Below are 24,365 nucleotides of genomic sequence, written 5' to 3'. Positions count from 1 at the left end.
TCGTCGTTCAGGACGTCGGCGGAGGCGTGCTCGGGGGCGTGAACGTGTCACCGGCCGCCCCCGGCTCGTCCTTGTGCGCGAGTCGGTCCACCGCGCCCTTGGCCTTGCCGGTGCCCGACTCGATCTTGTTCGAGTACTTGCCCTTCGTCCGCTCGTCGACGACGTGGGCGGCCTTGTCGATCCCGTGCTGGATCTTGTCCCCGTGCTGTTGCGCGAGGCCGGAGACCTTGTCCTTGGCCGGGCTGAGCTTGGCCTTCAGGTTGTTCAAAAGACCCATGGGTCACCTTCCCTGGCGGGTCCGTCAGGTGCGGGCGCTGTCGTCGGCCTCACTCTCGACGGCCTCCCCGGACGACTGCTGCCGCGGGATACCGACGCCGTCCTCGGCGGATTCCTCCACCTTGGTGCCGCCCGCGGGCGAACCTGTCGATGTCCCCGTGGTGGCCGTCGTCTCCTGTGCGGTCGTGTCCTGCGTCACCGTCTCCTCTGGAACCGTCGCGTCGGCGGCCGCTTCCTGCGTGGCCTTCGACCTACGGAAAAGCCGTGCCATAACGCCCATATTCACTCCATACGGTACTCGTGCGGGCGAAATCCCGCGTAACCCGGTGCGTCCGTTTGCGTCACCGGTGCGCGCCGCCCCGAGAACGGGCGACGGAAATCTCGCAACGGGCAACGAGTCGGGGCGAGTCCTGTCACCTAACTCGTTCGAGGGCACGGTGTGACGTTTGGGAGACTGGTCCGGTGAGCAGCGCACCCCCCACCCCCCGCGTCATCGCCGTCGTCGGACCGACCGCGGCCGGAAAGTCCGATCTGGGCGTTTTTCTGGCCCAACGGCTCGGCGGCGAGGTCGTCAACGCCGACTCCATGCAGCTGTACCGAGGGATGGACATCGGCACCGCCAAGCTGACGCCCGAGGAACGCGGTGGGGTCCCCCACCACCTGCTCGACATCTGGGACGTCACCGTCACCGCCTCGGTCGCCGAGTACCAGAGGCTGGCCCGCGCCCGCATCGACGCCCTCCTCGCAGAGGGCCGCTGGCCGATCCTCGTCGGCGGCTCCGGACTGTACGTCCGCGGCGCCGTGGACAACCTGGAGTTCCCCGGCACCGACCCCGAGGTCAGGGCCCGGCTGGAGGAGGAACTGACGCTGCGCGGTTCGGGTGCGCTGCATGCCCGCCTGGCCGCTGCCGACCCCGAAGCGGCGCACGCGATCCTGCCGAGCAACGGCCGCCGCATCGTCCGCGCCCTCGAAGTGATCGAGATCACCGGGAAGCCCTTCACGGCCAATCTGCCGGGGCACGACTCCGTCTACGACACGATCCAGATCGGCGTCGACGTGACCCGCCCCGAACTCGACGAGCGCATCGCCCGCCGGGTCGACCGGATGTGGGACGCGGGGCTCGTCAACGAGGTACGCGCGCTGGAGGCGCAAGGCCTGCGCGAGGGGCGTACGGCCTCCCGCGCGCTCGGCTACCAGCAGGTCCTCGCGTCGCTGGCCGGTGAATGCACCGACGAGGAGGCGCGCACGGAGACCGTCCGTGCCACCAAGCGCTTCGCGCGCCGTCAGGATTCGTGGTTCAGACGCGATCCGCGGGTGCACTGGCTGAGTGGGGCCGCGACGGACCTCAGGGAACTTCCGCGGCTCGCGCTGGCGTTGGTCGAACGACCGGTCACAGCCTGATCACGTCATGGCATCGGGACGCTCAGGCCGTCATCCGGGCCTCCGGTGCCATGCCATCATCGAGCTTCGATCGACCAAGTGGAGTCCGAGTTGGGAGGGCGCGTGGCGATGGAGGCCAGCCCTCGCGACACCGCACAAGGCACCGAGCACGTCACCCCCGAGCGGGGTGAACCGGAGCCTGAGGAAGGCCGTCTGAGTTCGGACGGTCCGGACGAGATCGACGGCCCGCAAGGCATCGGCGGACCGGACGACACCGACGGCCCGAGCGGCATCGACGACGTGGACGACGCCGACGACACGGACGACGCCGAGGACGGCGTGACCGCCGACGGCCCCGAGCCGGAGGAGATGTTCGCCGGCGGCCCGGAGGTCGAGGTCGAACTGCGCCCCCAGCGCCGGCTGCGGATCTGGCAGCTCGCCCCGATCGTCGCCCTGGCCGCCACGGGCTCCCTGATGTTCGCCTTCCCGCTCGCCTTCGACTTCGGCGACAGCGGGGCCGTGATCGCCATGCTGGGCCTGCTGATCTGCTCCTGCGCGGCAGGCTGGGGGATGATGGCCGCCCGCCGCGTCGGCTACACCTGGCCCGGTCTGCCCCAGCGCGGCTCCGGCCGCCGCCCGGACTGGCGGGTCGTCCTCGCCTACGTCGTCCTGGTCGCCGCGGTCGTGGTCCTGGCTGTCGGGCGGGTCGCGCGGCTCCGCTAGGTCCCGCCCGCTGCCCGCTCCTCCCACGCCGCCTCCCGGGCGGGACTGTCGTACCCACCCCGTACGATCGAGGAATGAGCACGCGGATCGCCTTCCTCAAGGGGCACGGCACCGAGAACGACTTCGTGATCGTCCCGGACCCCGAGAACGCCATCGACCTCTCCCCGGCAGCCGTCGCCTCCCTGTGCGACCGCCGCGCGGGCATCGGCGGTGACGGCCTGTTGCACATCGTGCGCTCCGCCGAGCACCCCGAGGCGAAGGCCATGGCGGCCGAGGCCGAGTGGTTCATGGACTACCGCAACGGCGACGGCTCGATCGCCGAGATGTGCGGCAACGGCTCCCGGGTCTTCGCCCGCTACCTCCGGCAGGCCGGCCTCGTCCCCGAGGGCGACCTGGCGATCGCCACGCGCGCGGGCGTGAAGAGCGTCCACCTCGCCAAGGACGGTGACATCACCGTCGGCATGGGCAGCGCCCGCCTCCCCGAAGGGGATGTCACGGTGAGCGTCGGCGAGCGCAGCTGGCCCGCGCGGAACGTGAGCATGGGCAACCCGCACGCCGTCGCCTTCGTCGACGACCTGGCGCACGCGGGCGACCTGTACTCCCCGCCGCCCTTCAGCCCGGCCTCCGCCTACCCGGACGGCGTCAACGTCGAGTTCGTCGTCGACAGGGGCCCGCGGCACGTCGCGATGCGCGTGCACGAGCGCGGATCCGGCGAGACCCGCTCCTGCGGCACGGGCGCGTGCGCCGTCGCCGTGGCCGCCGCCCGCCGGGACGGCGCCGACCCGTCCGTCACCGGAATTCCGGCGACGTACACCGTGGATGTCCCCGGCGGCCGACTGGTGATCACCGAGCGTCCCGGCGGCGAGATCGAGATGACCGGCCCGGCGGTGATCGTCGCCGAAGGCGAGATCGATCCCGAGTGGCTGGAAAACGCCGCACGCTGACGAGCGGGGCGGCTGGATATCGGAGGCCACGGTGTCCCGGCAGGCACAGTGTGCCGCCGGGGCCCAGGGCTGTGAGTTCCAAATCAAGACCGACCCCGGTTCAGGCGGCGCAAAACCGTAAACCTCAAGAGCGTCGCTCGAATGGGTGATCCGTTTCACGCTCGGCGAGAGGCGGTCGGTCGGGCGTGATGGGCTCGGTAGCATCAAGCACCGGCCCGGACGGGGGACTGTTGCCAGCCCCCTGAGCCGTGTCCGCCCTGGGGCACCCCGTCCGCCGGTCCACGCAGCCGGAGGTGCCCATGAGTGCGGAGGCCACGAACCCCGCGACCCCAGGCCCGGTAGTGCCTGCCGCGCCCCGCAGGCGCAGCCGCCCCCGGATCGACCTGCGCCGCCTCGGCCGCGCGGCCCTGCTCGGCCCCGCCTCCCGCGGCAGGCTGCCCGACGCGATCGGCCACGTGGTCGAGTCCCACCGCGTCCACCACCCCGACGCCGACCTCGAACCCCTGCGCCGCGCCTATGTGCTCGCGGAGTCCTCCCACCGCGGCCAGATGCGCAAGAGCGGCGAGCCGTACATCACGCACCCGCTCGCGGTGACCCTCATCCTGGCCGAACTCGGCGCCGAGACCACCACGTTGACGGCCTCGCTGCTCCACGACACCGTGGAGGACACCGACGTGACGCTCGATCAGGTGGGTGACGAGTTCGGTGCCGAGGTGCGCTATCTCGTGGACGGCGTCACGAAGCTGGAGAAGGTCGACTACGGCGCCGCCGCCGAACCGGAGACCTTCCGCAAGATGCTCGTCGCCACCGGCAACGACGTCCGGGTGATGTCGATCAAACTCGCCGACCGGCTGCACAACATGCGCACCCTCGGCGTGATGCGCCCGGAGAAGCAGGAACGCATCGCCAAGGTGACCCGCGACGTCCTCATCCCGCTCGCCGAACGCCTCGGAGTGCAGGCCCTGAAGACGGAGCTGGAGGACATGGTCTTCGCCATCCTGCACCCGGAGGAGTACGCGCACACGCGCGAGTTGATCGTCGACAACGCCTCGCGCGCGGACGACCCCCTCGCCGAGTTCGCCGACGTGATGCGCGCGGTGCTGCGCGACGCCGACATCCAGGCCGAAGTCCTCATCCGGCCGCGCCACTTCGTCTCCCTGCACCGCACGGCCCGCAAGCGAGGGCGGCTGCGCGGCTCCGACTTCGGCCGTCTGCTCGTCCTGGTCAACGAGGACGCCGACTGTTACGCGGTCCTCGGCGAACTGCACACCTGTATGACGCCGGTGGTCTCGGAGTTCAAGGACTTCATCGCCGTCCCCAAGTTCAACCTCTACCAGTCCCTGCACACGGCCGTCGCCCGAGCCGACGGCCAGGTCGCGGAGGTCCTCATCCGCACCCACCAGATGCACAAGGTGGCCGAGGCCGGAGTCGTCGCGCTGGGCAATCCCTACGCCGTTCCTCCGGAGGAGCAGACCACGCCCGACGGCGAGCGCGTCGACCCCACCCGTCCCGGCTGGCTCTCCCGCCTCCTCGACTGGCAGGAGGCCGCCCCCGACCCGGACACGTTCTGGTCGACCCTGCGTGAGGACCTCGCGCAGGACCGCGAGATCACCGTCTTCCGTCCCGACGGCGGCGCCCTCGGCCTGCCGGACGGCGCCACCTGCGTGGACGCCGCCTACGCGCAGTACGGCGAGGACGCCCACGCCTGCCTCGGAGCCCGCGTCAACGGCCGCCTGGCGACGCTGAGCACCGTGCTGCGCGACGGCGACACCGTCCAGCTCCTCATGGGCCAGGACCCCGCCTCCGAGCCCTCCAGGGAGTGGCTGGAGCACGCACACACCCCCGCCGCCCGCATCGCCATCCAACGGTGGCTGGCGGCGCACCCGGGCACGGAGGGCCGGCCGGCCGGGACCCACGACATGGACACCGGCCCCGCCCAGCCCCCCTCCGACGCCACGGTGCCCCGACCCGCGCCCGACGCCCCCGCACCCCGGCCGGGCGCCGCGATCACCGTCGTGGACCGGCCCGACGCCGGAGTCCGGCTCGCCGGATGCTGCACCCCCGTACCGGCCGACGAGGTCACCGGCTTCGCCGTACGCGGGGGAGTGGTGACCGTGCACCGCCTGGAGTGCGCCGCCGTGGAGCGCATGACCGAAGCGGGGCGCGCGGCGGTCGACGTGCGCTGGGGAGACACCACCGAGTGCCGGGTGACCCTGTTCGCCGAATCGTTCGGCCGCCCCCATCTGCTGGCCGACCTCACCGAGGCGATGGCCCTGGAAGGCGCCGAGATCGTCTCCGCCACCGTCGAGCCGCCCAGCCAGCAGCGGGTACGCCACACCTACACCGTCCAGCTCCCCGACGCGGCCCACCTGCCCACCTTGATCCGCGCCATGCGCAATGTGCCCGGCGTGTACGACGTGGGCCGCGCGCACCATCAGGCACAGCCCTTGTGAGACACGGCTTCGAGGCCCATCGCGGCCCCGTCCGTCCTCGCACGCGCGCGCGTGGGCAACCCGTTCGGGTGGGCCGGTCGCGCGTCGGCGCCGAACGGGCGGGACGCGCTGGTAGCCGTGGTGCATGCTGCTCTCCCCCCGCGCCCAGGCCCACGCGGACGCATCCGGCACCAGTCGGACCCGTACGGCCCGCTCCCGCGGCCTCGCCTGCGCCCTGTTCGCCTCGGCCGTCTCCGTCTGCCTCGTCGCCGCGGGCGCCCCGCCCATCCCGCTCGGCATCGGCGACCGCCTCTTCCCGAACCTCGGCAACCCCGGTTACGACGTGGCGTCCTACGACCTCGCCCTCACCTACTCCGGAAGCAACACCGAGCCGCTCCAGGCGGTCACCACGATCGACGGCTGGACCACCGACACGCTGGAGCGGATCAACCTCGACTTCGCCCACGGCGACGTCCAGTCGGTCCAGGTCGACGGGGAGGACGCCGGCTTCGCCGCCGCCGGTGAGGACCTGGTGATCACGCCGGCCGACCCGCTGCCCCGCGGCGACTGGATGCGCGTCACCGTGCGGCACACCAGCGATCCGGTGAGCGCCGAGGGCCGGGACGGCGGCTGGGTGCGGACCGCGGACGGCCTTGCCATGGCCAACCAGGCCGACGCCGCCCACCTGGTGTTCCCGTGCAACGACCACCCCTCCGACAAGGCCATGTTCACCGTCCGGGTCACCGCGCCCAACGGATACACGGCCGTGGCCAACGGCCTGCCGACCGACGTCGACCGGGCGGGCCGCGCGACGACGTGGACGTACCGCACCCTGCACCCGATGGCCACCGAACTCGCCCAGGTCTCCATCGGCCGCTCCGCCGTCCTGCACCGTGAGGGACCGCACGGACTGCCCCTGCGGGACGTCGTCCCCGCCAAGGACCGCGCGGCCCTCGAACCCTGGCTGGACAAGACCCCCGACCAGATCGCCTGGATGGAGAGCAAGGTCGGCCCCTACCCCTTCGAGACCTACGGCGTCCTGGTCGCCGACACCGTCACCGGCTTCGAACTCGAGACACAGACCCTCTCGCTCTTCGAGAAAGGCCTGTTCACCGAGCCCGCCTACCCCAAGTGGTACGTCGAGTCGATCATGGTGCACGAGCTGGCCCACCAGTGGTTCGGCAACAGCGTCAGCCCGCGCACCTGGTCCGACCTGTGGCTCAACGAAGGACACGCCACCTGGTACGAGGCCCTGTACGCGCAGGAGAAGAAGGACGACCGCACACTGGAGGCACGCATGAAGGCGGCGTACGGCGCCTCCGACCGCTGGCGCACGGCCGGCGGTCCGCCCGGCGCCCCGAAGCCGCCCGCGCCCGGCCAGAAGATCGGCATCTTCCGCGCCAACGTCTACGACGGCGCCGCCCTCGTACTCTTCGCCCTGCGCGAGGAGATCGGCGTGGAGGCCTTCGACCGGCTGGAACGCAGCTGGCTGACCGACCACCGCGACGGCACCGCCGGCACCGCCGACTTCGTCCGCCTCGCCGGCCAGGTCTCCGGCCGCGACCTCGGGAGCTTCTTCCAGCACTGGCTGTACGACGAGAAGACCCCGCCGATGCCCGGTCACCCGGAGTGGAAGCCGGTCGCTCCGGCCGTCAAGGCCCCCGAATAAGACGATGACGAGACGGGTCGTACCGTGCGACCATCGAAGGGTCGGCGGGGCACGGGACGCGGGAATCTCCCGCGGTACTCGTGCGTTGTGCACCATGACCGCCGAAACGGCATCCGTAACGACGTAAGGACCCAATGACCTCCTCTTCTTCCCCTTCCCAGGACAACAAGCGCTCTTACCCCGAAGGTCTTCGGGCCGATGCCCTGATGGAAGAGGACGTCGCCTGGAGCCTCGACACCGACGGAGAGCGGGACGGCGACCAGTTCGACCGATCCGAGCGAGCGGCCCTGCGTCGCGTCGCGGGCCTCTCCACCGAACTCGAGGACGTCACCGAGGTCGAGTACCGCCAGCTCCGCCTGGAGCGCGTCGTGCTCGTCGGTGTCTGGACCTCGGGGACCGCGAAGGACTCGGAGAACTCCCTCGCGGAGCTGGCCGCCCTCGCGGAGACCGCGGGCGCTCTCGTGCTCGACGGCGTCATCCAGCGCCGCGACAAGCCCGACGCGGCCACCTTCATCGGTTCCGGCAAGGCCATGGAACTGCGCGACATCGTCCTCGAGACGGGCGCGGACACCGTCATCTGCGACGGTGAGCTCGGCCCGGGCCAGCTCATCGCCCTCGAAGACGTCGTCAAGGTCAAGGTCATCGACCGTACGGCCCTGATCCTGGACATCTTCGCCCAGCACGCCAAGTCCCGAGAGGGCAAGGCGCAGGTCGCGCTCGCGCAGATGCAGTACATGCTGCCGAGGCTGCGAGGCTGGGGTCAGTCACTGTCCCGTCAGATGGGCGGTGGCAAGGGCGGTGGCCTCGCCACCCGTGGTCCCGGTGAGACCAAGATCGAGACGGACCGGCGCCGGATCCGCGAGAAGATGGCGAAGATGCGCCGGGAGATCGCGGAGATGAAGACCGGCCGCGAGATCAAGCGCCAGGAGCGCAAGCGCCACAAGGTGCCCTCCGTCGCCATCGCGGGCTACACCAACGCCGGAAAGTCCTCGCTGCTCAACCGCCTCACGGGCGCGGGCGTGCTGGTCGAGAACTCCCTGTTCGCGACCCTCGACCCGACCGTGCGCCGGGCCGAGACCCCGAGCGGCCGGCTGTACACGCTGGCGGACACCGTCGGCTTCGTCCGGCACCTGCCGCACCACCTGGTCGAGGCGTTCCGCTCCACCATGGAGGAGGTCGGTGAGTCCGACCTGATCCTGCACGTGGTGGACGGCTCGCACCCGGCCCCGGAGGAGCAGCTCGCCGCCGTCCGCGAGGTGATCAGGGACGTCGGCGCCACCGGCGTGCCCGAGATCGTCGTGATCAACAAGGCTGACGCGGCCGACCCGCTGACACTCCAGAGGCTCATGCGGATCGAGAAGCACTCCATCGCCGTCTCGGCCCGCACCGGCCAGGGCATCGAGGAACTGCTGGCGCTCATCGACACGGAGCTGCCGCGGCCGTCCGTCGAGGTCGAGGTGCTCGTGCCGTACACGCACGGCCAGCTGGTGGCGCGCGCCCATGCCGACGGTGACGTGATCTCCGAGGAGCACACGGCGGAGGGCACCCTGCTGAAGGCCAGGGTGCACGAGGAACTGGCGGCGGATCTCGCGCCGTATGTTCCCGCGCCGCTCGTCTGACGCACGCGCACGCAGGAAGGCCCGCCCGCCGCTCGACGAGCGGCGGGCGGGCCTTCCTGCGCGAACAGCGTCTACTGACCGGCGAACTTCTTGCTCACCGAGTCGTACACGCCCTTGGCCACCTCACCCAGTCGCGGTCCCGCGAGCCAGCCGGCGTCCACCGGACCGATGGAGGTGTTGGAGACCAGTGCCGGCTTGCCGTCCGAACCCGCGGCCACCCAGCCGCCGCCCGACGAACCGCCGGTCATCGTGCAGCCGATGCGGTACATCGTCGGGTCGGTGCCGTTGAGCGACAGCCGTCCGGGCTTGTCCTGGCACTCGTACAGCGTCTGCCCGTCGTACGGCGCCGCCGCCGGGTAGCCGGTGGCCGTGATGCTCTTCACGTCGGCCACGGCGGGGGCCGCGAAGTCCACCGGCAGTGCGGAACCGACCACCTCCTCCAGCGACTTGCCGGAGCCACCCTTCTCGGGCGTCACATGGATGACGGCGAAGTCGTACGGGGCACCGTCGCCGCCGGTCTGGCCGCCCTGCTCGATCCACTGGTCGGAGGTCTGTGCCCAGTCGCCCCACCAGACCCCGTACGGCGCCACCTCTTCCTTGGTGGCCGTCTCCAGCTTCGCGGCCGACATGCGCGAGTCGTTGTACGACGGCACGAAGGCGATGTTCCGGTACCAGCCGCCCTTCTTGCCCGCGTGCACGCAATGCCCCGCCGTCCACACCATGTTGGACTTGCCGGGGTTGGCCGGGTCCTGCACGACCGTCGCCGAGCAGACCATGGTGCCCTCGGGGGAGTCGAAGAGCACCTTGCCCGCCGCGGGAGCGTTGGCGTGGTATGTGCTGGGCACGGCCGCCGCGTCCACCGCCGCCGGCTCCGGGTCGGTCACCCCCTGGTCGTCGCCGAGGTCGCTCTCGTCGACGCCGCGGTCCGGGTCCTCGGCGTCCCGCATCCGGTCCGGGTCCCACAGGCCTTCGATGATCGGGTTGATGTAGTCCTGCGCCTCGCGCAGCCAGTCCTCCTGGTTCCAGTTCTTCCAGGCGCCGTTCTTCCACTTGTCCAGATCGATCCCGTGCTCTTTGAGCCGGTCCTTGATGTCGTCCGGGATAGTGATCTTTCCGTCGGCCGCGGCCGCGGCCGACGCGGCGGCGCTGGCCCGGCTGTCCGCGTCGGCGCCGCCCGAGTCGCAGGCGGTCGCCGTGAGCGCGAGCGCCGAGGCGAGGGCGACGGCCCCCAGCGCGGGGGAGATTCCGCGTGAGGCGTTCCTCTCCCGTCGAGCGAAGAACGACGGCCGTATGGATCGCATGGTGTGACTCCCCGTGGTGTCAAGGAACTTGGAGCGGTGACCGCGCCACCGCGAGAACTCGGCGCCTTCTCTTGCCTGGTTCAGGTGGGGCTCACGGCCGGGTGGGACGGCATCACACGATATGCGTTCGCTGTGGGGGACTGCCGACGGAACAGCAACGGTTCCGTCACGGCAAGGATCTTGAGGCAACCCGTAACCCCGTGGACCGTCAACGGTTGGTAGCCGTGGGGCCGGCCGCCTGCGCGTGGCCCTTCCGGCGGAATCTCCCGAGGGCGCGAATCTCCCGAGGGCGCGGAGCCGCTGCCCAACGCCCGGCGCACCGGTGCGGATTCGGCGGCGGGGGTTCCGCGGCGGACCGACTCGCCTCTGGACAGCGGGAGGACAGGAACCGTGGCTGTGACGGAACCAGTGCGGGGGGAGACGTCCGCGGGGCGCGCTGCCGACGAGGGCGCCGCAGATCAGGGAGCCGCAGATCACAGGGCTGTCGATCAGAGGGCTGCCGACGAGGAAGCCCTCGCTCTCCAGGTTCCCCCGCCGGGTCGCCTCGACCACGAGAACGTCCTGCGCAGGCAGGCGGCACGCGAGCCGGCGGCTCGTACGTACGCCCGAGCCCTGCCGATCGTGCCGGTACGGGCCCGCGGGCTGACCATCGAGGGGGCCGACGGCCGCCGCTACCTCGACTGTCTCTCGGGCGCCGGGGCCCTCGCACTCGGCCACAACCACCCCGTCGTCCTGGAGGCCGTCCGCAAGGTCCTCGACTCGGGTGCCCCGCTGCAGGTCCTCGATCTCGCCACACCCGTCAGGGACGCCTTCGTCACGGAGCTGTTCCACACCCTGCCGCCCCGGCTGGCCGACCACGCGCGCGTGCGGTTCTGCGGACCGGCCGGCACGGACGCGGTGGAGGCCGCGCTCACCCTGGTCAGGTCCGCCACCGGCCGCCCCGGCGTCCTGGCCTTCACCGGCGCCGGCCACGGCATGACCGCGGGTTCCCTCGCCGTCTCCGACGGCGCCACCGACGCAGGGGTGACCCGCCTGCCGTACCCGCAGGACTACCGCTGTCCCTTCGGCGTCGGCGGCGAGGGCGGCGCGGAACTCGCCGCCCGCTGGACCGAGTCGCTCCTCGACGACCCGAGTTCTGGCGTGTGCCCTGCGGCCGGGATGATCGTCGAACCCGTCCAGTGCGAGGGCGGTGTGATCCCCGCGCCGGACGCCTGGATGCGCCGTATGCGCCGGCTCACGGCCGAGCGGTCGATCCCGCTGATCGCCGACGAGGTCCAGACGGGCGTCGGACGGACCGGCGCCTTCTGGGCGGTCGGGCACAGCGGTGTCACCCCCGATGTGATGGTCCTGTCGAAGGCCATCGGCGGCAGCCTGCCGCTCGCCCTGATCGTCTACCGGGACGACCTCGACCTAGGGGACCCGGCTGCCCACGCGGGCACGTTCCACGGCAACCAGCTCGCCATGGCCGCCGGTACGGCCACCCTCGCCCACGTTCGCGCCAACGGCCTCGCCGCACGCGCGGCGACCCTCGGCGACCGCATCCTGCGCGAACTGCGCCGCCTGGCCGAGGAGTTCCGGTGCGTCGGCGATGTGCGGGGGCGTGGCCTGATGATCGGGATGGAGATGGTCGCCCCGGAGGGGGAGGCGGAGGAGAAATGGGCCGGGCACGGCGCCGGTGCGACCCGCCCCGCCTCTCCCGAGCTGGCCGCCGCCGTCCAGCGGGAGTGCCTGAGCCGCGGCCTGATCGTCGGACTCGGCGGACGCCACGCGAGCGTGGTACGGCTGCTGCCGCCCCTCACGATCACCGACGAACAGACGGTGGCGGTACTCGACCGGCTGTCGGACGCGGTGCGGGCCGTGGCCCGCGCGCGAGCGAAGGAACGACCTTGAAGACGCCACCCCTGTCCTCGGCCGCTACGTCCGTTCCCCGGGTCCCCCGCCGGCGGACGGGCAGCGCCGTGGACCCGCTGCATCACCCCGACCCGCACCAGGCGGCCCAGGCGGCGGCCGTGGAGAACCTGCTGCGCTGCTGGGTCCGCGAGACCGGTCTGCCGGCCCCCGACGACGGCGTCCTGCGCATCCCGTTGCCCGCCACCGGCATCGCGCTCCTCGCCCCCGTGCGCTACTGGTCGCCCACCGGATGGCACCGCTTCGACCCGCCTCGCCCGGCCGGCGCCCCCGCGCACCGAGCGCCCGCGGACGCGGTCATGGTCGCGGCCCTGCTGAGCCGCGAGACGCCCCGGCCCGTCGCCCCGCCCGACGGCGCCCTCCGCGCCGGGAGCACCGACCTCGCCGGCGCGGCGGAAGGCGTCGACCTGGTCGCCCGTGTCGCCGACTCCGTCCGCCGCACAGCCGCCTTCATCAGCGCACACCGGGAACGCTTGGCAGACCGGACCGACCTCTTCCGCTCCGCCGAACAGGCGCTGACGCTCGGGCATCCCCTCCACCCGACCCCCAAGAGCCGCGAAGGTCTCACCGACTCCGAAGCCCGCGTGTACTCACCCGAGTCGCACGGCTCCTTCCCCCTGCACTGGCTGGCTGTCGCTCCCGCAGCACTCGCCACCGACTCCGCCTGGACCGAGCGCGGCCGGCCCGTCCCAGCCCAGGTGCTCACGGCCCGGCTCGCCGGCACCCCGCTGCCGTTGCCCGACGGATACGCGGCCCTGCCCGTGCACCCCTGGCAGCTGCGCGAGGCCCGTCGCCGTCCCGAGGTCGCGGCCCTGCTCGACGCCGGCCTGCTCCGGGACCTCGGCGCCCACGGCCTTCCGTGGCATCCGACCTCTTCCGTGCGTACCGTTCACCGCTCGGGGTCACCGGCGATGCTCAAACTCTCGCTGGGACTGCGCATCACCAACTCCCGCCGGGAGAACCTCCGCAAGGAACTGCACCGCGGGGTCGACGTCCACCGCCTGCTCCGCACCGGCCTCGGCGAGCGGTGGCGGGCGGCCCACCCGGGCTTCGACATCGTCCGGGACCCGGCCTGGCTCGCCGTGGACGGGCCGGACGGGCACCCGGTGACCGGCCTGGACGTGATGATCCGGCACAACCCGTTCGCCCCCGCCGACGACGTCTCCTGCGTCGCCGCACTCGTCACGCCTCGCCCCGACCCCAGCCCGAGGGAGGGAGGCGGCAGCGCGACCTCCCGGCTCGCCGCGCTCGTCACGCGCCTCGCGGCGGCGACGGGCCGGCCGCGCGAGACCGTGGCCGCCGAGTGGTTCCTGCGCTACCTGGAGAAGGTCGTACGCCCCGTGCTGTGGCTCGACGGCGAGGCGGGCATCGCCCTGGAGGCGCACCAGCAGAACACCCTGGTCCTGCTGGACGCCGACGGCTGGCCCGGCGGCGGCCGCTACCGGGACAATCAGGGCTACTACTTCCGCGAGTCCCGCCGGGCCGAGCTGGACTCCCGGCTGCCCGGCGTCGGCGGGGCGAGCGACACCTTCGTCCGGGACGGTGTCGCCGACGAGCGCTTCGCCTACTACCTCGGCATCAACAACGTGCTGGGACTCGTCGGTGCCCTCGGCTCCCAGGGCCTCGCCGACGAGCACATGCTTCTCGCCGCCTGCCGGCGCTTCCTCACCGACGCGGCCTCGCACACCGGCCCCGGCCGCACCCGGAGTTCCCTCCCGGCCCGGCTGCTCGACTCGCCCGTCCTGCGCTGCAAGGCGAATCTGCTCACCCGCCTCCACGGTCTCGACGAACTCGTCGGCCCGGTCGACACCCAGTCCGTCTACGTCACCATCGCCAACCCCCTTCACCGCTGAACCCGCCGCATCCCTGTAGAGGAGCCGAGCCGTGCCGTCCACCGACACCGAGGAGACGCTGGAGCTGCGCCTGCCCGCCGGCTTCCTCGCCTCGCCCGGGGAAGCGGAGCCAGGGACCGTGGCAGCCACGGGCAGGAGGGGGTCCGTGGTCCCCGCAGACCTGCTCGACGGCATCGGCGGATGGGGGCCGACAGCCACCCCCGCCGGTGACTTCCGTCTGTGCCCGGTCCGGATCGAGCGGGACCTGCCTCGCATCGCCCGGTGGATGAACGACCCCACGGTCGCGACCTTCTGGGGCCTGGCCGGTCCCGAGGCCGTGACCGCGGCGCACCTGCGTCGCCAATTCGCCGGAGCCGGCCGCAGCGTCCCGTGCCTCGGCGTCCTGGAGGGCGCCCCGATGAGCTACTGGGAGATCTACCGGGCGGACCTCGATCCACTGGCCCGCTCCTACCCGGCCCGGCCGCACGACACGGGCGTCCACCTGCTGCTCGGGTCCGTGGCCGACCGGGGCCGGGGGCTCGGCGCCGTACTGCTCAGGGCCGTCGCCGATCTCGTCCTCGACCGGCGGCCCGCCTGCGCGCGTGTCGTCGCCGAGCCCGACCTGCGCAACACCCCCTCCGTCGCGGCTTTCCTGACCGCCGGCTTCCGGTTCTCCGCGGAGATCGGCCTGCCGGCGAAGCGCGCCGCCCTCATGATTCGGGACCGGGCTCGGCGTGATCTGCTCTGACCCCCTGCCCGCCCCGCCGGTGATCCCGACCACCAGCCGGTCCCAACCGGTCCCGGTCGGTCACTCCCGAGCCGATACCGGCATGGCCTTGGCACTCACCGAAATGCCCGCCGTCCTGATCACGTCCCTCCGGTCCCCCGTGACCACACGATTGTCAGTGGCGCCCCGTAGGGTGGTCGCGCTATGACGAAGCCCTCACTCCCCGAACTCCTGCATGCTGCCGTCACCGCCGTCGGCGGCACGGAGCGCCCCGGCCAGGTGACCATGGCCGAAGCCGTCGCGGAGGCGATCGACGACGGCTCCCATCTGCTGGTCCAGGCCGGCACCGGCACAGGTAAGTCGCTGGGCTATCTCGTGCCCGCGCTCGCGCACGGGGAGCGTGTCGTCGTGGCGACCGCCACCCTGGCGCTGCAACGCCAGCTCGTGGAGCGCGACCTGCCGCGCACGGTCGACGCGCTGCATCCGCTCCTGCGTCGCCGCCCCGAATTCGCGATGCTCAAGGGCCGGTCGAACTACCTGTGCCTGCACCGGCTGCACGAGGGGATGCCCCAGGACGAGGAGGAGGGCCTCTTCGACCAGTTCGAGGCGGCCGCGCCGACCAGCAAGCTGGGCCAGGACCTGCTGCGGCTGCGCGACTGGGCCGACGAGACGGAGAACGGCGACCGGGACGACCTGACCCCCGGCGTCTCCGACCGTGCCTGGGGACAGATCTCGGTCTCCTCGCGCGAGTGCCTCGGCGCCACGAAATGCGCGTACGGCGCCGAATGCTTCGCGGAGATGGCCCGGGAGCGGGCCAAGCTTGCCGAGGTCGTCGTCACCAACCACGCCCTGCTGGCCATCGACGCCATCGAGGGCGCTCCCGTCCTTCCCCCGCACGAGGTGCTGATCGTCGACGAGGCCCACGAGCTGGTCTCGCGGGTCACCGGCGTCGCCACCGGCGAGCTGACCGCGGGCCAGGTCAACAGGGCCGTACGCCGCGCGGCGAAGCTGGTCAACGAGAAGGCCGCCGACCAGCTCCAGACCGCCGCCGAGGGCTTCGAGCGGCTGATGGAGCTGGCCCTGCCGGGCCGCATCGAGGAGATCCCGGAAGACCTCGGCTACGCCCTCATGGCACTGCGCGACGCCGCCCGCACGGTCATCTCGGCAATCGGCGCCACCCGCGACAAGTCCGTCCAGGACGAGGACTCGGTCCGCAAGCAGGCGCTGGCCTCGGTGGAGAGCGTCCACGACGTGGCGGAGCGCCTCGTGAACGGCTCCGATTACGACGTCGTCTGGTACGAGCGGCACGACCGCTTCGGCGCCTCCCTGCGCGTCGCCCCCATGTCCGTCTCGGGCCTGCTGAGGGAGAAGCTGTTCACGGACCGTTCCGTCGTGCTCGCCTCCGCCACCCTGAAACTGGGCGGGGACTTCAACGGCGTGGGTGCCTCCATGGGTCTCGCGCCGGAGGGCACCCAGGGCGAGGACGTCCCGCAGTGGAAGGGCATCGACGTCGGCTCCCCCTTCGACTATCCGAGGCAGGGCATCCTGTACGTCGCGAAGCACCTGGCCCGCCCCGCGCGCGACGGCGACCGTGCGGACATGCTGGACGAACTGACCGAGCTGATCCAGGCGGCCGGCGGACGGACCCTCGGCCTCTTCTCCTCCATGCGTGCCGCACAGCTGGCCGCGGAGGAGCTGCGCGGCCGTATCCCCGAGTTCCCGATCCTGTTGCAGGGCGAGGAGACGCTCGGCGAGCTGATCAAGAACTTCGCGGCGGACCCGAAGACCTGCCTCTTCGGCACGCTGTCGCTCTGGCAGGGCGTCGACGTGCCAGGGCCCAGCTGTCAGCTGGTGGTCATGGACAAGATCCCGTTCCCTCGACCGGACGACCCGCTGATGAGCGCACGCCAGAAGGCGGTCGAGGAGGCCGGGGGCAACGGCTTCATGGCGGTCGCCGCCACGCATGCCGCCCTGCTGATGGCCCAGGGCTCGGGCCGGCTCGTCCGTGCCTCGGGCGACCGCGGGGTCGTCGCGGTGCTGGACCAGCGGCTGGCGACGGCCCGCTACGGCAGCTATCTGAAGGCGTCGATGCCCGACTTCTGGTTCACGACGGACCCGAACCAGGTCCGCCGGTCGCTGGCGGCGATCGACGCGTCGGCGATCGACGCGTCGGCGAAGCAGACGGAGGAATAGCGAAGTGGGTGCCCCCCCGCGGGGGGCACCCACTTCGCTATGTGTGTGCGGCAGGGCCGGTGTGCGGCGGGCCGTTGCGGGACAGCACAGGGCCCCGGAACCGGCGCAGGGATCCCGGGGCCCAGACAGGGGGCGGTCGAGGAGGCCCGTCCGCCGCCGCGCTCAGACGCGGCGCAGTACGGCCACCACCTTGCCGAGGATGGTCGCGTCGTCGCCGGGGATCGGCTCGTACGCCGCGTTGTGCGGGAGAAGCCAGACATGGCCGTCCTCGCGCTTGAAACGCTTGACGGTGGCCTCGCCCTCCAGCATGGCAGCCACGATGTCGCCGTTCTCCGCGACCGGCTGGCGGCGGACGGTGACCCAGTCGCCGTCACAGATCGCGGCCTCGATCATCGAGTCGCCGACGACCTTCAGGACGAACAGCTCACCGTCGCCGACGAGCTGCCGGGGGAGCGGGAAGACGTCCTCGACCGACTCCTCGGCGAGGATCGGGCCACCGGCGGCGATGCGGCCGACCAGCGGGACGTACGACGCGGCGGGCTTGCCGGCGGTGTCCGTGGGCTGGACCGCCGCGGACTGGTCGGATCCGCGCACCTCGTAGGCGCGGGGGCGGTGCGGGTCGCGGCGCAGGAAGCCCTTGCGCTCCAGTGCCATCAGCTGGTGTGCGACCGATGAGGTGCTGGACAGGCCGACGGCCTGGCCGATCTCGCGCATCGATGGCGGGTATCCGCGCCGCTGCACGGAGTCCCGGATGACCTCGATCACCCGACGCTGACGGTCGGTGAGGCCCGAGCTGTCCGCCCGGATGCCTGGAGGTCGGCCCGGCAGGGAGCGCTTGTGCCCCTCCGGGTTCGTGGTTTCGTTCATCGCATGCACCGGCTCGAGTCGGCCCTGGGAGCGGTCCTGGGCAGTGATGGTGGCACTGTCTGCGGTGGTGGTCACGTCGGCCCCTCTCGGTTGTCTCCCTGCTGGACAACGGTAGTTGCTTTCGAAAGGTTGCGCCAAACACACGTTCGAGTGAAAAAGCGTGGATAGCCTGACTTGATCATGTGTCTGGGTGTATGGCTGACGCGTTGCCCGCCGGGCCGAAGGGCTGCTTGTCGTACCCTTCGCCGCCGGGGCCGATGGCCCGGTGAGGTGTGACCCCAGTCTGCCATCCGCCCTGCCGTGCTCCGGGAGCCGGGCCCGGCTCTGCGCGAGAGTCCCACCTCTCCTCCTCCTGGCGCTCACCGTATCCCTGTGTGCCGCCCGGCGATATGGCCGTACGCGCGCGGGTGTGCGTCGTGCCACATGGCCGTACGAGCCGGTGTGTCGTGCGGCGCGGGACGGGTCGCGGGCGTCGCTTTCGAGTGCTCGCTGTGACCGGCGGGCCGCGCCGCGTGAAGGCTGTCGATGCGACACGCGACACAGCCTGGGTGAATGAGCCAAGCACCACATCTAGTGGTTGGATATCAACAGCAGCCCACAAGTTGTGGTCCCCCGGGACTTCGCACCCTCCGGGATCGCCTATGCTGAGGGCTGCTTCGAGGGGCCCCTGAGGGCCGGCGAGGCCATTGAGTCTGCTGTGAGGAGGGATGGATCATGCACTGCCCCTTCTGCAGGCACCCCGACAGCCGCGTCGTCGACAGTCGTACGACCGACGACGGCACGTCGATCCGCAGGCGCCGCCAGTGCCCTGACTGCTCCCGTCGTTTCACGACCGTGGAGACGTGCTCGCTCATGGTGGTCAAGCGGTCCGGGGTCACCGAGCCTTTCAGTCGCACCAAGGTCATCAACGGCGTCCGCAAGGCATGCCAGGGACGGCCTGTCACCGAGGACGCGCTCGCGCAGCTCGGCCAGCGGGTCGAGGAAGCGGTGCGGGCCACCGGGAGCGCCGAGCTGACCACCCACGACGTGGGACTGGCCATACTCGGCCCGCTGCAGGAGCTGGACCTCGTCGCCTATCTGCGATTCGCCTCCGTCTACCGGGCGTTCGACTCGCTAGACGACTTCGAGGCCGCCATCGCGGAACTCAGGGAGACGGGACACCCCGCCGCGGACGACGAAGACCGCGAGAGGGCTGACGGCGCCGAGGGCACCGAAGGCGCCGTCGCGGGGAACCGGGAAGACGACGGCGGGCGCGGAGGAACCGTGCAGGTTCCCGAGCCCGCCCACTCCGCCGACTGACCGGCGGGCCGGAACCGGAACGGCAGCTCCGGGTCCGGCCGGGCAGGTGGCGGACCAAGACCTGTTGCGGGCGTAGCGCGTGGTGCCCGCAGCACAAGACAGAACACCGTGTCACAGGAACAACGTGGCATTTCAGGGCGTTTTCGCCCGTACAGGGAGGCGGCATGACAGAGACGGCGAGCGGTCCGGCACGGGGTTCCCGCGCCAAGGGCGCCAAGGCGACCAAGGGCCTGCGTATCGAGCGCATCCACACGACCCCCGGCGTGCACCCGTATGACGAGGTGGCCTGGGAGCGCCGTGACGTCGTCATGACCAACTGGCGCGACGGCTCGGTCAACTTCGAGCAGCGTGGCGTCGAGTTCCCCGACTTCTGGTCGGTGAACGCGGTCAACATCGTCACCAGCAAGTACTTCCGGGGCGCCGTCGGCACCCCGCAGCGCGAGGTCAGCCTCAGGCAGCTGATCGACCGCATCGTGAAGACGTACCGGAAGGCCGGCGAGGACCACAAGTACTTCCCGTCGCCCGCCGACGCCGAGATCTTCGAGCACGAGCTGGCGTACGCCCTCCTGCACCAGATCTTCAGCTTCAACAGCCCCGTCTGGTTCAACGTGGGCACCCCGCAGCCCCAGCAGGTCTCCGCCTGCTTCATCCTGGCCGTCGACGACTCCATGGAGTCGATCCTCGACTGGTACAAGGAAGAGGGCATGATCTTCAAGGGCGGCTCCGGTGCCGGCCTGAACCTCTCCCGCATCCGCTCCTCCAAGGAGCTGCTCTCCTCCGGCGGCAACGCCTCCGGCCCGGTCTCCTTCATGCGCGGCGCCGACGCCTCCGCCGGAACCATCAAGTCCGGTGGTGCCACCCGCCGCGCCGCGAAGATGGTCGTCCTCGACGTCGATCACCCCGACATCGAGGACTTCATCGAGACCAAGGTCAAGGAGGAGGAGAAGATCCGCGTCCTGCGCGACGCGGGCTACGACATGGACCTGGGCGGCGACGACATCGCGTCCGTCCAGTACCAGAACGCCAACAACTCGGTCCGCGTGAACGACGAGTTCATGACGGCCGTCGAGCAGGGCGGCAAGTTCGGCCTGCGCGCGCGGATGACCGGTGACGTGATCGAGGAGGTCGACGCCAAGTCGCTCTTCCGCAAGATCGCCGAAGCCGCCTGGGCCTGCGCCGACCCGGGCATCCAGTACGACGACACCATCAACACCTGGCACACCTGCCCCGAGTCCGGCCGGATCACCGCGTCGAACCCGTGCAGCGAGTACATGCACCTGGACAACACGTCCTGCAACCTCGCCTCGCTGAACCTGATGAAGTTCCTCAAGGACGACGGCAAGGGGCACCAGTCCTTCGAGGCCGACCGTTTCCAGAAGGTCGTCGAGTTGGTCATCACCGCGATGGACATCTCCATCTGCTTCGCGGACTTCCCGACCCAGAAGATCGGCGAGAACACGCGCGCGTTCCGCCAGCTCGGCATCGGCTACGCCAACCTCGGCGCCCTGCTGATGGCGACCGGCCACGCGTACGACTCGGACGGCGGCCGCTCGCTGGCCGGCGCCATCACCTCCCTGATGACGGGCACGGCCTACCGCCGTTCCTCCGAGTTGGCCGACGTCGTCGGTCCGTACGACGGCTACGCCCGCAACGCCGACGCCCACAACCGCGTCATGAAGCAGCACTCCGACGCCAACCAGAAGGCCGTCGGCATCGACGACCTGGACAGCCCCGTCTGGGCCGCCGCCACGGAGGCCTGGCAGGACGTTCTGCGCCTCGGCGCGAAGAACGGTTTCCGTAACTCCCAGGCCTCGGTGCTCGCCCCGACCGGCACCATCGGTCTGGCGATGTCCTGCGACACCACCGGCGTCGAGCCCGACCTCGCCCTGGTCAAGTTCAAGAAGCTCGTCGGCGGCGGCTCGATGCAGATCGTCAACGGCACCGTCCCGCAGGCCCTGCGCCGCATGGGCTACCAGGAGGAGCAGATCGAGGCGATCGTCGCCCACATCGCCGACCACGGCAATGTGATCGACGCCCCCGGTCTCAAGCAGGAGCACTACGAGGTGTTCGACTGCGCCATGGGTGAGCGTGCCATCTCCCCGATGGGCCACGTCCGCATGATGGCCGCGATCCAGCCGTGGATCTCCGGCGCCATCTCCAAGACGGTCAACATGCCGGAGACGGCGACCGTCGAGGAGGTCGAGGAGATCTACTTCGAGGCCTGGAAGCTCGGCGTCAAGGCGCTCGCGATCTACCGCGACAACTGCAAGGTCGGTCAGCCCCTCTCCGCGAAGACCAAGGAGAAGGAGAAGGCCGAGGTCACCGAGAAGGCCGAGGACACGATCCGCACCGCGGTCGAGAAGGTGGTCGAGTACCGCCCGGTCCGCAAGCGTCTGCCCAAGGGCCGTCCCGGGATCACGACGTCGTTCACCGTCGGTGGCGCCGAGGGCTACATGACCGCCAACTCCTACCCGGACGACGGTCTCGGCGAGGTCTTCCTGAAGATGTCCAAGCAGGGCTCGACCCTCGCGGGCATGATGGACGCCTTCTCCATCGCGGTCTCCGTCGGCCTCCAGTACGGGGTGCCGCTGGAGACGTACGTCTCGAAGTTCACCAACATGCGCTTCGAGCCGGCCGGTATGACGGACGACCCGGACGTGCGGATGGCGCAGTCGATCGTCGACTACATCTTCCGCCGCCTGGCGCTCGACTTCCTGCCCTTCGAGACGCGCTCCGCGCTCGGCATCCACTCCGCCGAGGAGCGTCAGCGTCACCTGGAGACCGGTTCGTACGAGCCGTCCGACGACGACGTCGACGTCGAGGGTCTGGCCCAGTCGGCGCCGCGCCCGACGGACCTGAAGGCCGTCGCCACGCCGAAGGCCGAGGTCGAGGCGGCCAAGCCCGCCCCGATGCAGGCCCACACCAGCGCCGAGCTGGTGGAGATGCAGCTGGGCATCCAGGCCGACGCTCCGCTGTGCTTCTCCTGCGGCACGAAGATGCAGCGCGCCGGTTCCTGCTACATCTGCGAGGGCTGCGGCTCGACCAGCGGTTGCAGCTGATCCCCCTGTAGCACCGGCCAGGGGTGATTGACCTGGCAGAGGGCGGTGGCGCCGGTTTCCGGCGCCACCGCCCTCTGGTGTCGGTGAGGCGGGCTCCCCTTTGCGGCAGGCTTGTCCAGAGAATGTTCGAGTGGGACGCTTCGGGAACATGATCAACAGAATCGAGTCGTCCTCCCGCCGGTGAGCGCAAGGGCCGGGAACCGGCCGCCGGCGAATCCGAGCCCCCTGTACGAGCACGCGCTGCGACTGCACCGACTCGCACCGCACGACCCCCTTCCGCGGAGCGGCGAGCCGTATCCGGACGCGGCGGCGAGACGTCGGCGGGGGCAGAGGCACCCGCCGGACGGCACGCTCGACGGACTCGAGGCGGCTCGCGTCCTCGACGAGTACTTCGCGGACCCGAGCGCGACCCCGCTCGAACTGGCCCGCCGCCTCCGGTCCGTCCCTGTGCCCTACCGTCACAACGAGCGGGTCGCCGAGGCGGTCCGGAGAGCGCCGGGGACAAGGTCCCGGGAAACAGGCAGATGGCTCGTCCGGCACGGAACCGACGCCGACGCCGTGGCCGCCGGCCTGGCCGTGCTCGCCGAGGCCGCCACATCGGACGACATCCCCAGGATCCAGACCGTCGGCCTGCTGTCCAACGGCTTCGGGGCCCTCGCTGTGCGCGCCCTCGACCGTCTGCCGGGCGGAGTGGACGCGCTGATCTGGCTGGCGGAACACGTGACGGCCTGGGGCCGGGCCCATGCGATGGACGCATTGTGCCGACATGTCGACGACCACGCGGCGTCCGGCCCTGGCTGCTGCGCCGGGCCTTCGACGGCGACTTCCTCAACAGCTACGTCGCCGACACCGTCGCGCGGGTGACGGTGCTGCACGAGGCCGTCGCCGAATCCGGGGCGAACGCCGAAATGGTCGACCGGACCGGGCGGATCCTGCACGTGATGACGTACCGCGAGGGCATGGGCACCTCGCTCCGCCGCCATCCGCACGCGGTCGCCCTCATGGAAGCACATCTACGGCATCTACGGCGTCTGGGTCCGACGGTGGAGCGCTGCTTCGCCGTGGCGTCAGTCGCCCACCACCTCACCCTGGAGGCCCCTCTGCCTACCGATGACGTCCCTGGCATTGACGAGGTCCCTGGCATCAAGGAGCGCTGGGACGAGGCCCGTGCGTCCTACCTCGACCTCATCGACCGCACGGAGTGGTGCGGGGTGGCCCGCAGGGGCCTCGTGGACGGGGACCAACGGATGACGTGGGTGGCGGCGAAGGTGGCGGGGATTCTCCGGCTGCGGGCCTTTGCGCAGACGTAGGCCGAGCCTGGACGCCGCTGGTGGAGTTGAAATCCGGCTCCACCAGCGGCGTCCGAGTCTCACCCGTGGCTCATGACCGGCGCAGCCGGCCCATGATCCTGGTGAACGTCGCCGGGTCGTCCTCGTAGCCCTGTACGCCGTCGTGGAGCGACCAGCCGTCGGCCGGGTCGCGCACGAACTCCGCGACCGTGGCCGCCGTCGCACCGAGCACCCCGCCGAAGTCGTCCTCGGCCAGCACGGTGTAGCCCTCACGGATCCGGAAGGCCGGATTGCTCACGCTGACGAAGGTCCGCTCGGCGGGGCGCTGCTGGATGACGACGCCGACCACCACGCGCGCGTACCGGGCGTCCAGCCGGTCGAGCTCGATCGTCATGACCTCGTCCCAGCCGAAGCCCTTGCCGTCCGTGCTGTCCCGGTTGAGCGTGATGGTGCCGTCGGGGGAGCGACTGTCGAAGTGCACCACATAGGCGGGCTCGCCCCGCGGGTCGTCCGCCAGGTAGGTCCCGGCCACTATGTCCAGGTCGGTGGGTGGCTCACCCGCCGGACTCGGGTCCCACCTCAGAGCCATCTCGACCTTGCGGATCCCCTTGCTGAGGCCGTTCACCGGTCTTTCCCTCCCCGTCCCCGTCAGCTGTCGTGCCGAACTGGCCGCTCATCAGGGCCGGTTGTCCATCCTGCCACGCGCGCGTGGCAGCCCGCAGGGCTGCCGGGCTTCCAAGAGTGACCGACGCCACGTCCGCTGGCCTTACCATGGCGCGGTGCTGGTCAAGTGGATTCGCTGCACCGTGGTGGACCGCCGCGGTTTCGAGCGGGGGCAGCGGAAGTG

The 24,365-nt window shown here is 71.1% G+C and carries 19 protein-coding genes; 14 read left to right on the top strand and 5 right to left on the bottom strand.

Annotated elements, in window-relative coordinates:
- Positions 1-7 precede the first annotated feature (7 nt).
- Both P1P75_RS19145 and P1P75_RS19140 read right to left on the bottom strand, forming a co-directional pair.
- Positions 8-277 (bottom strand): antitoxin, encoded by a 270-nt coding sequence (locus P1P75_RS19145; RefSeq protein ID WP_086769764.1) that lies wholly within the window; start codon positions 275-277, stop codon positions 8-10.
- A 24-nt stretch (positions 278-301) separates the two neighbouring features.
- A complete protein-coding gene (locus P1P75_RS19140) occupies positions 302-556 on the bottom strand; it encodes a hypothetical protein (RefSeq protein WP_319256853.1) in 255 nt (84 codons plus the stop codon).
- 182 nt (positions 557-738) lie between these two features.
- On the opposite strand from P1P75_RS19140, the gene miaA reads away from it, so the two are divergent.
- From miaA to hflX, 6 genes are all read left to right on the top strand, one after another.
- Complete coding sequence (miaA, locus tag P1P75_RS19135) at positions 739-1,677, top strand: tRNA (adenosine(37)-N6)-dimethylallyltransferase MiaA (protein WP_319256850.1); 939 nt, start codon at positions 739-741, stop codon at positions 1,675-1,677.
- Between the two features lie 108 nt (positions 1,678-1,785).
- A complete protein-coding gene (locus P1P75_RS19130; RefSeq protein WP_319256870.1) occupies positions 1,786-2,379 on the top strand; it encodes a hypothetical protein in 594 nt (197 codons plus the stop codon).
- Positions 2,380-2,453: 74 nt separating this feature from the next.
- On the top strand, positions 2,454-3,323 hold the full coding sequence (dapF, locus tag P1P75_RS19125; RefSeq protein ID WP_319256848.1) for a diaminopimelate epimerase: 870 nt from the start codon (positions 2,454-2,456) through the stop codon (positions 3,321-3,323).
- A 299-nt stretch (positions 3,324-3,622) separates the two neighbouring features.
- Positions 3,623-5,776, top strand: a complete 2,154-nt coding sequence (locus P1P75_RS19120; protein ID WP_319256846.1) for an HD domain-containing protein — start codon at positions 3,623-3,625, stop codon at positions 5,774-5,776.
- Between the two features lie 124 nt (positions 5,777-5,900).
- Complete coding sequence (locus P1P75_RS19115; RefSeq protein ID WP_319256844.1) at positions 5,901-7,424, top strand: M1 family metallopeptidase; 1,524 nt, start codon at positions 5,901-5,903, stop codon at positions 7,422-7,424.
- A 134-nt stretch (positions 7,425-7,558) separates the two neighbouring features.
- Complete coding sequence (gene hflX, locus P1P75_RS19110; protein ID WP_319256842.1) at positions 7,559-9,043, top strand: GTPase HflX; 1,485 nt, start codon at positions 7,559-7,561, stop codon at positions 9,041-9,043.
- A 71-nt stretch (positions 9,044-9,114) separates the two neighbouring features.
- Here the strand turns inward: hflX and P1P75_RS19105 are convergent, their stop codons facing one another.
- Positions 9,115-10,344 carry a hypothetical protein gene (locus P1P75_RS19105; RefSeq protein ID WP_319256841.1) on the bottom strand — a complete coding sequence of 410 codons (1,230 nt, stop codon included), beginning with the start codon at positions 10,342-10,344 and terminating at the stop codon, positions 9,115-9,117.
- A 561-nt stretch (positions 10,345-10,905) separates the two neighbouring features.
- Here P1P75_RS19105 and P1P75_RS19100 point away from each other — a divergent pair.
- From P1P75_RS19100 to P1P75_RS19085, 4 genes are all read left to right on the top strand, one after another.
- Complete coding sequence (locus P1P75_RS19100) at positions 10,906-12,234, top strand: diaminobutyrate--2-oxoglutarate transaminase family protein (RefSeq protein WP_319256868.1); 1,329 nt, start codon at positions 10,906-10,908, stop codon at positions 12,232-12,234.
- 11 nt (positions 12,235-12,245) lie between these two features.
- Positions 12,246-14,105 carry an IucA/IucC family protein gene (locus P1P75_RS19095; RefSeq protein WP_319256866.1) on the top strand — a complete coding sequence of 620 codons (1,860 nt, stop codon included), beginning with the start codon at positions 12,246-12,248 and terminating at the stop codon, positions 14,103-14,105.
- Between the two features lie 31 nt (positions 14,106-14,136).
- Positions 14,137-14,832 (top strand): GNAT family N-acetyltransferase, encoded by a 696-nt coding sequence (locus P1P75_RS19090; RefSeq protein WP_319256839.1) that lies wholly within the window; start codon positions 14,137-14,139, stop codon positions 14,830-14,832.
- Positions 14,833-15,015: 183 nt separating this feature from the next.
- Positions 15,016-17,004, top strand: coding sequence for an ATP-dependent DNA helicase (locus P1P75_RS19085; protein ID WP_319256837.1), 1,989 nt, complete (start codon positions 15,016-15,018; stop codon positions 17,002-17,004).
- A gap of 162 nt (positions 17,005-17,166) precedes the next feature.
- Here the strand turns inward: P1P75_RS19085 and lexA are convergent, their stop codons facing one another.
- Positions 17,167-17,946, bottom strand: a complete 780-nt coding sequence (gene lexA, locus P1P75_RS19080; protein ID WP_073491631.1) for a transcriptional repressor LexA — start codon at positions 17,944-17,946, stop codon at positions 17,167-17,169.
- Positions 17,947-18,585: 639 nt separating this feature from the next.
- Between lexA and nrdR the strand changes: the two genes are divergently transcribed.
- The 4 genes from nrdR (at position 18,586) to P1P75_RS19060 (ending at position 23,539) form a co-directional block, all read left to right on the top strand.
- A complete protein-coding gene (gene nrdR / locus P1P75_RS19075) occupies positions 18,586-19,170 on the top strand; it encodes a transcriptional regulator NrdR (protein ID WP_319256835.1) in 585 nt (194 codons plus the stop codon).
- 164 nt (positions 19,171-19,334) lie between these two features.
- Positions 19,335-22,229 carry a vitamin B12-dependent ribonucleotide reductase gene (locus P1P75_RS19070; RefSeq protein WP_319256833.1) on the top strand — a complete coding sequence of 965 codons (2,895 nt, stop codon included), beginning with the start codon at positions 19,335-19,337 and terminating at the stop codon, positions 22,227-22,229.
- Positions 22,230-22,409: 180 nt separating this feature from the next.
- Positions 22,410-23,093: a hypothetical protein gene (locus tag P1P75_RS19065; protein ID WP_319256831.1), complete on the top strand. Its 684-nt coding sequence runs from the start codon at positions 22,410-22,412 to the stop codon at positions 23,091-23,093.
- Positions 23,090-23,539 (top strand): hypothetical protein, encoded by a 450-nt coding sequence (locus P1P75_RS19060; RefSeq protein WP_319256829.1) that lies wholly within the window; start codon positions 23,090-23,092, stop codon positions 23,537-23,539. Before P1P75_RS19065 ends, P1P75_RS19060 begins: the two co-directional genes overlap by 4 nt.
- Before the next feature lie 70 nt (positions 23,540-23,609).
- On the opposite strand, the gene P1P75_RS19055 is transcribed toward P1P75_RS19060, so the two are convergent.
- Positions 23,610-24,143, bottom strand: a complete 534-nt coding sequence (locus P1P75_RS19055) for a TerD family protein (protein ID WP_319256827.1) — start codon at positions 24,141-24,143, stop codon at positions 23,610-23,612.
- Positions 24,144-24,365: the final 222 nt, after the last annotated feature.

Origin of the sequence: Streptomyces sp. ID05-39B (genome assembly GCF_033794725.1) — a bacterium.
In the GTDB taxonomy this organism is placed as follows: Bacteria; Actinomycetota; Actinomycetes; order Streptomycetales; family Streptomycetaceae; genus Streptomyces; species Streptomyces bobili.
Note: the sequence above shows the minus strand (reverse complement) of the source record. Positions and strands in the feature narration are given on the sequence as shown.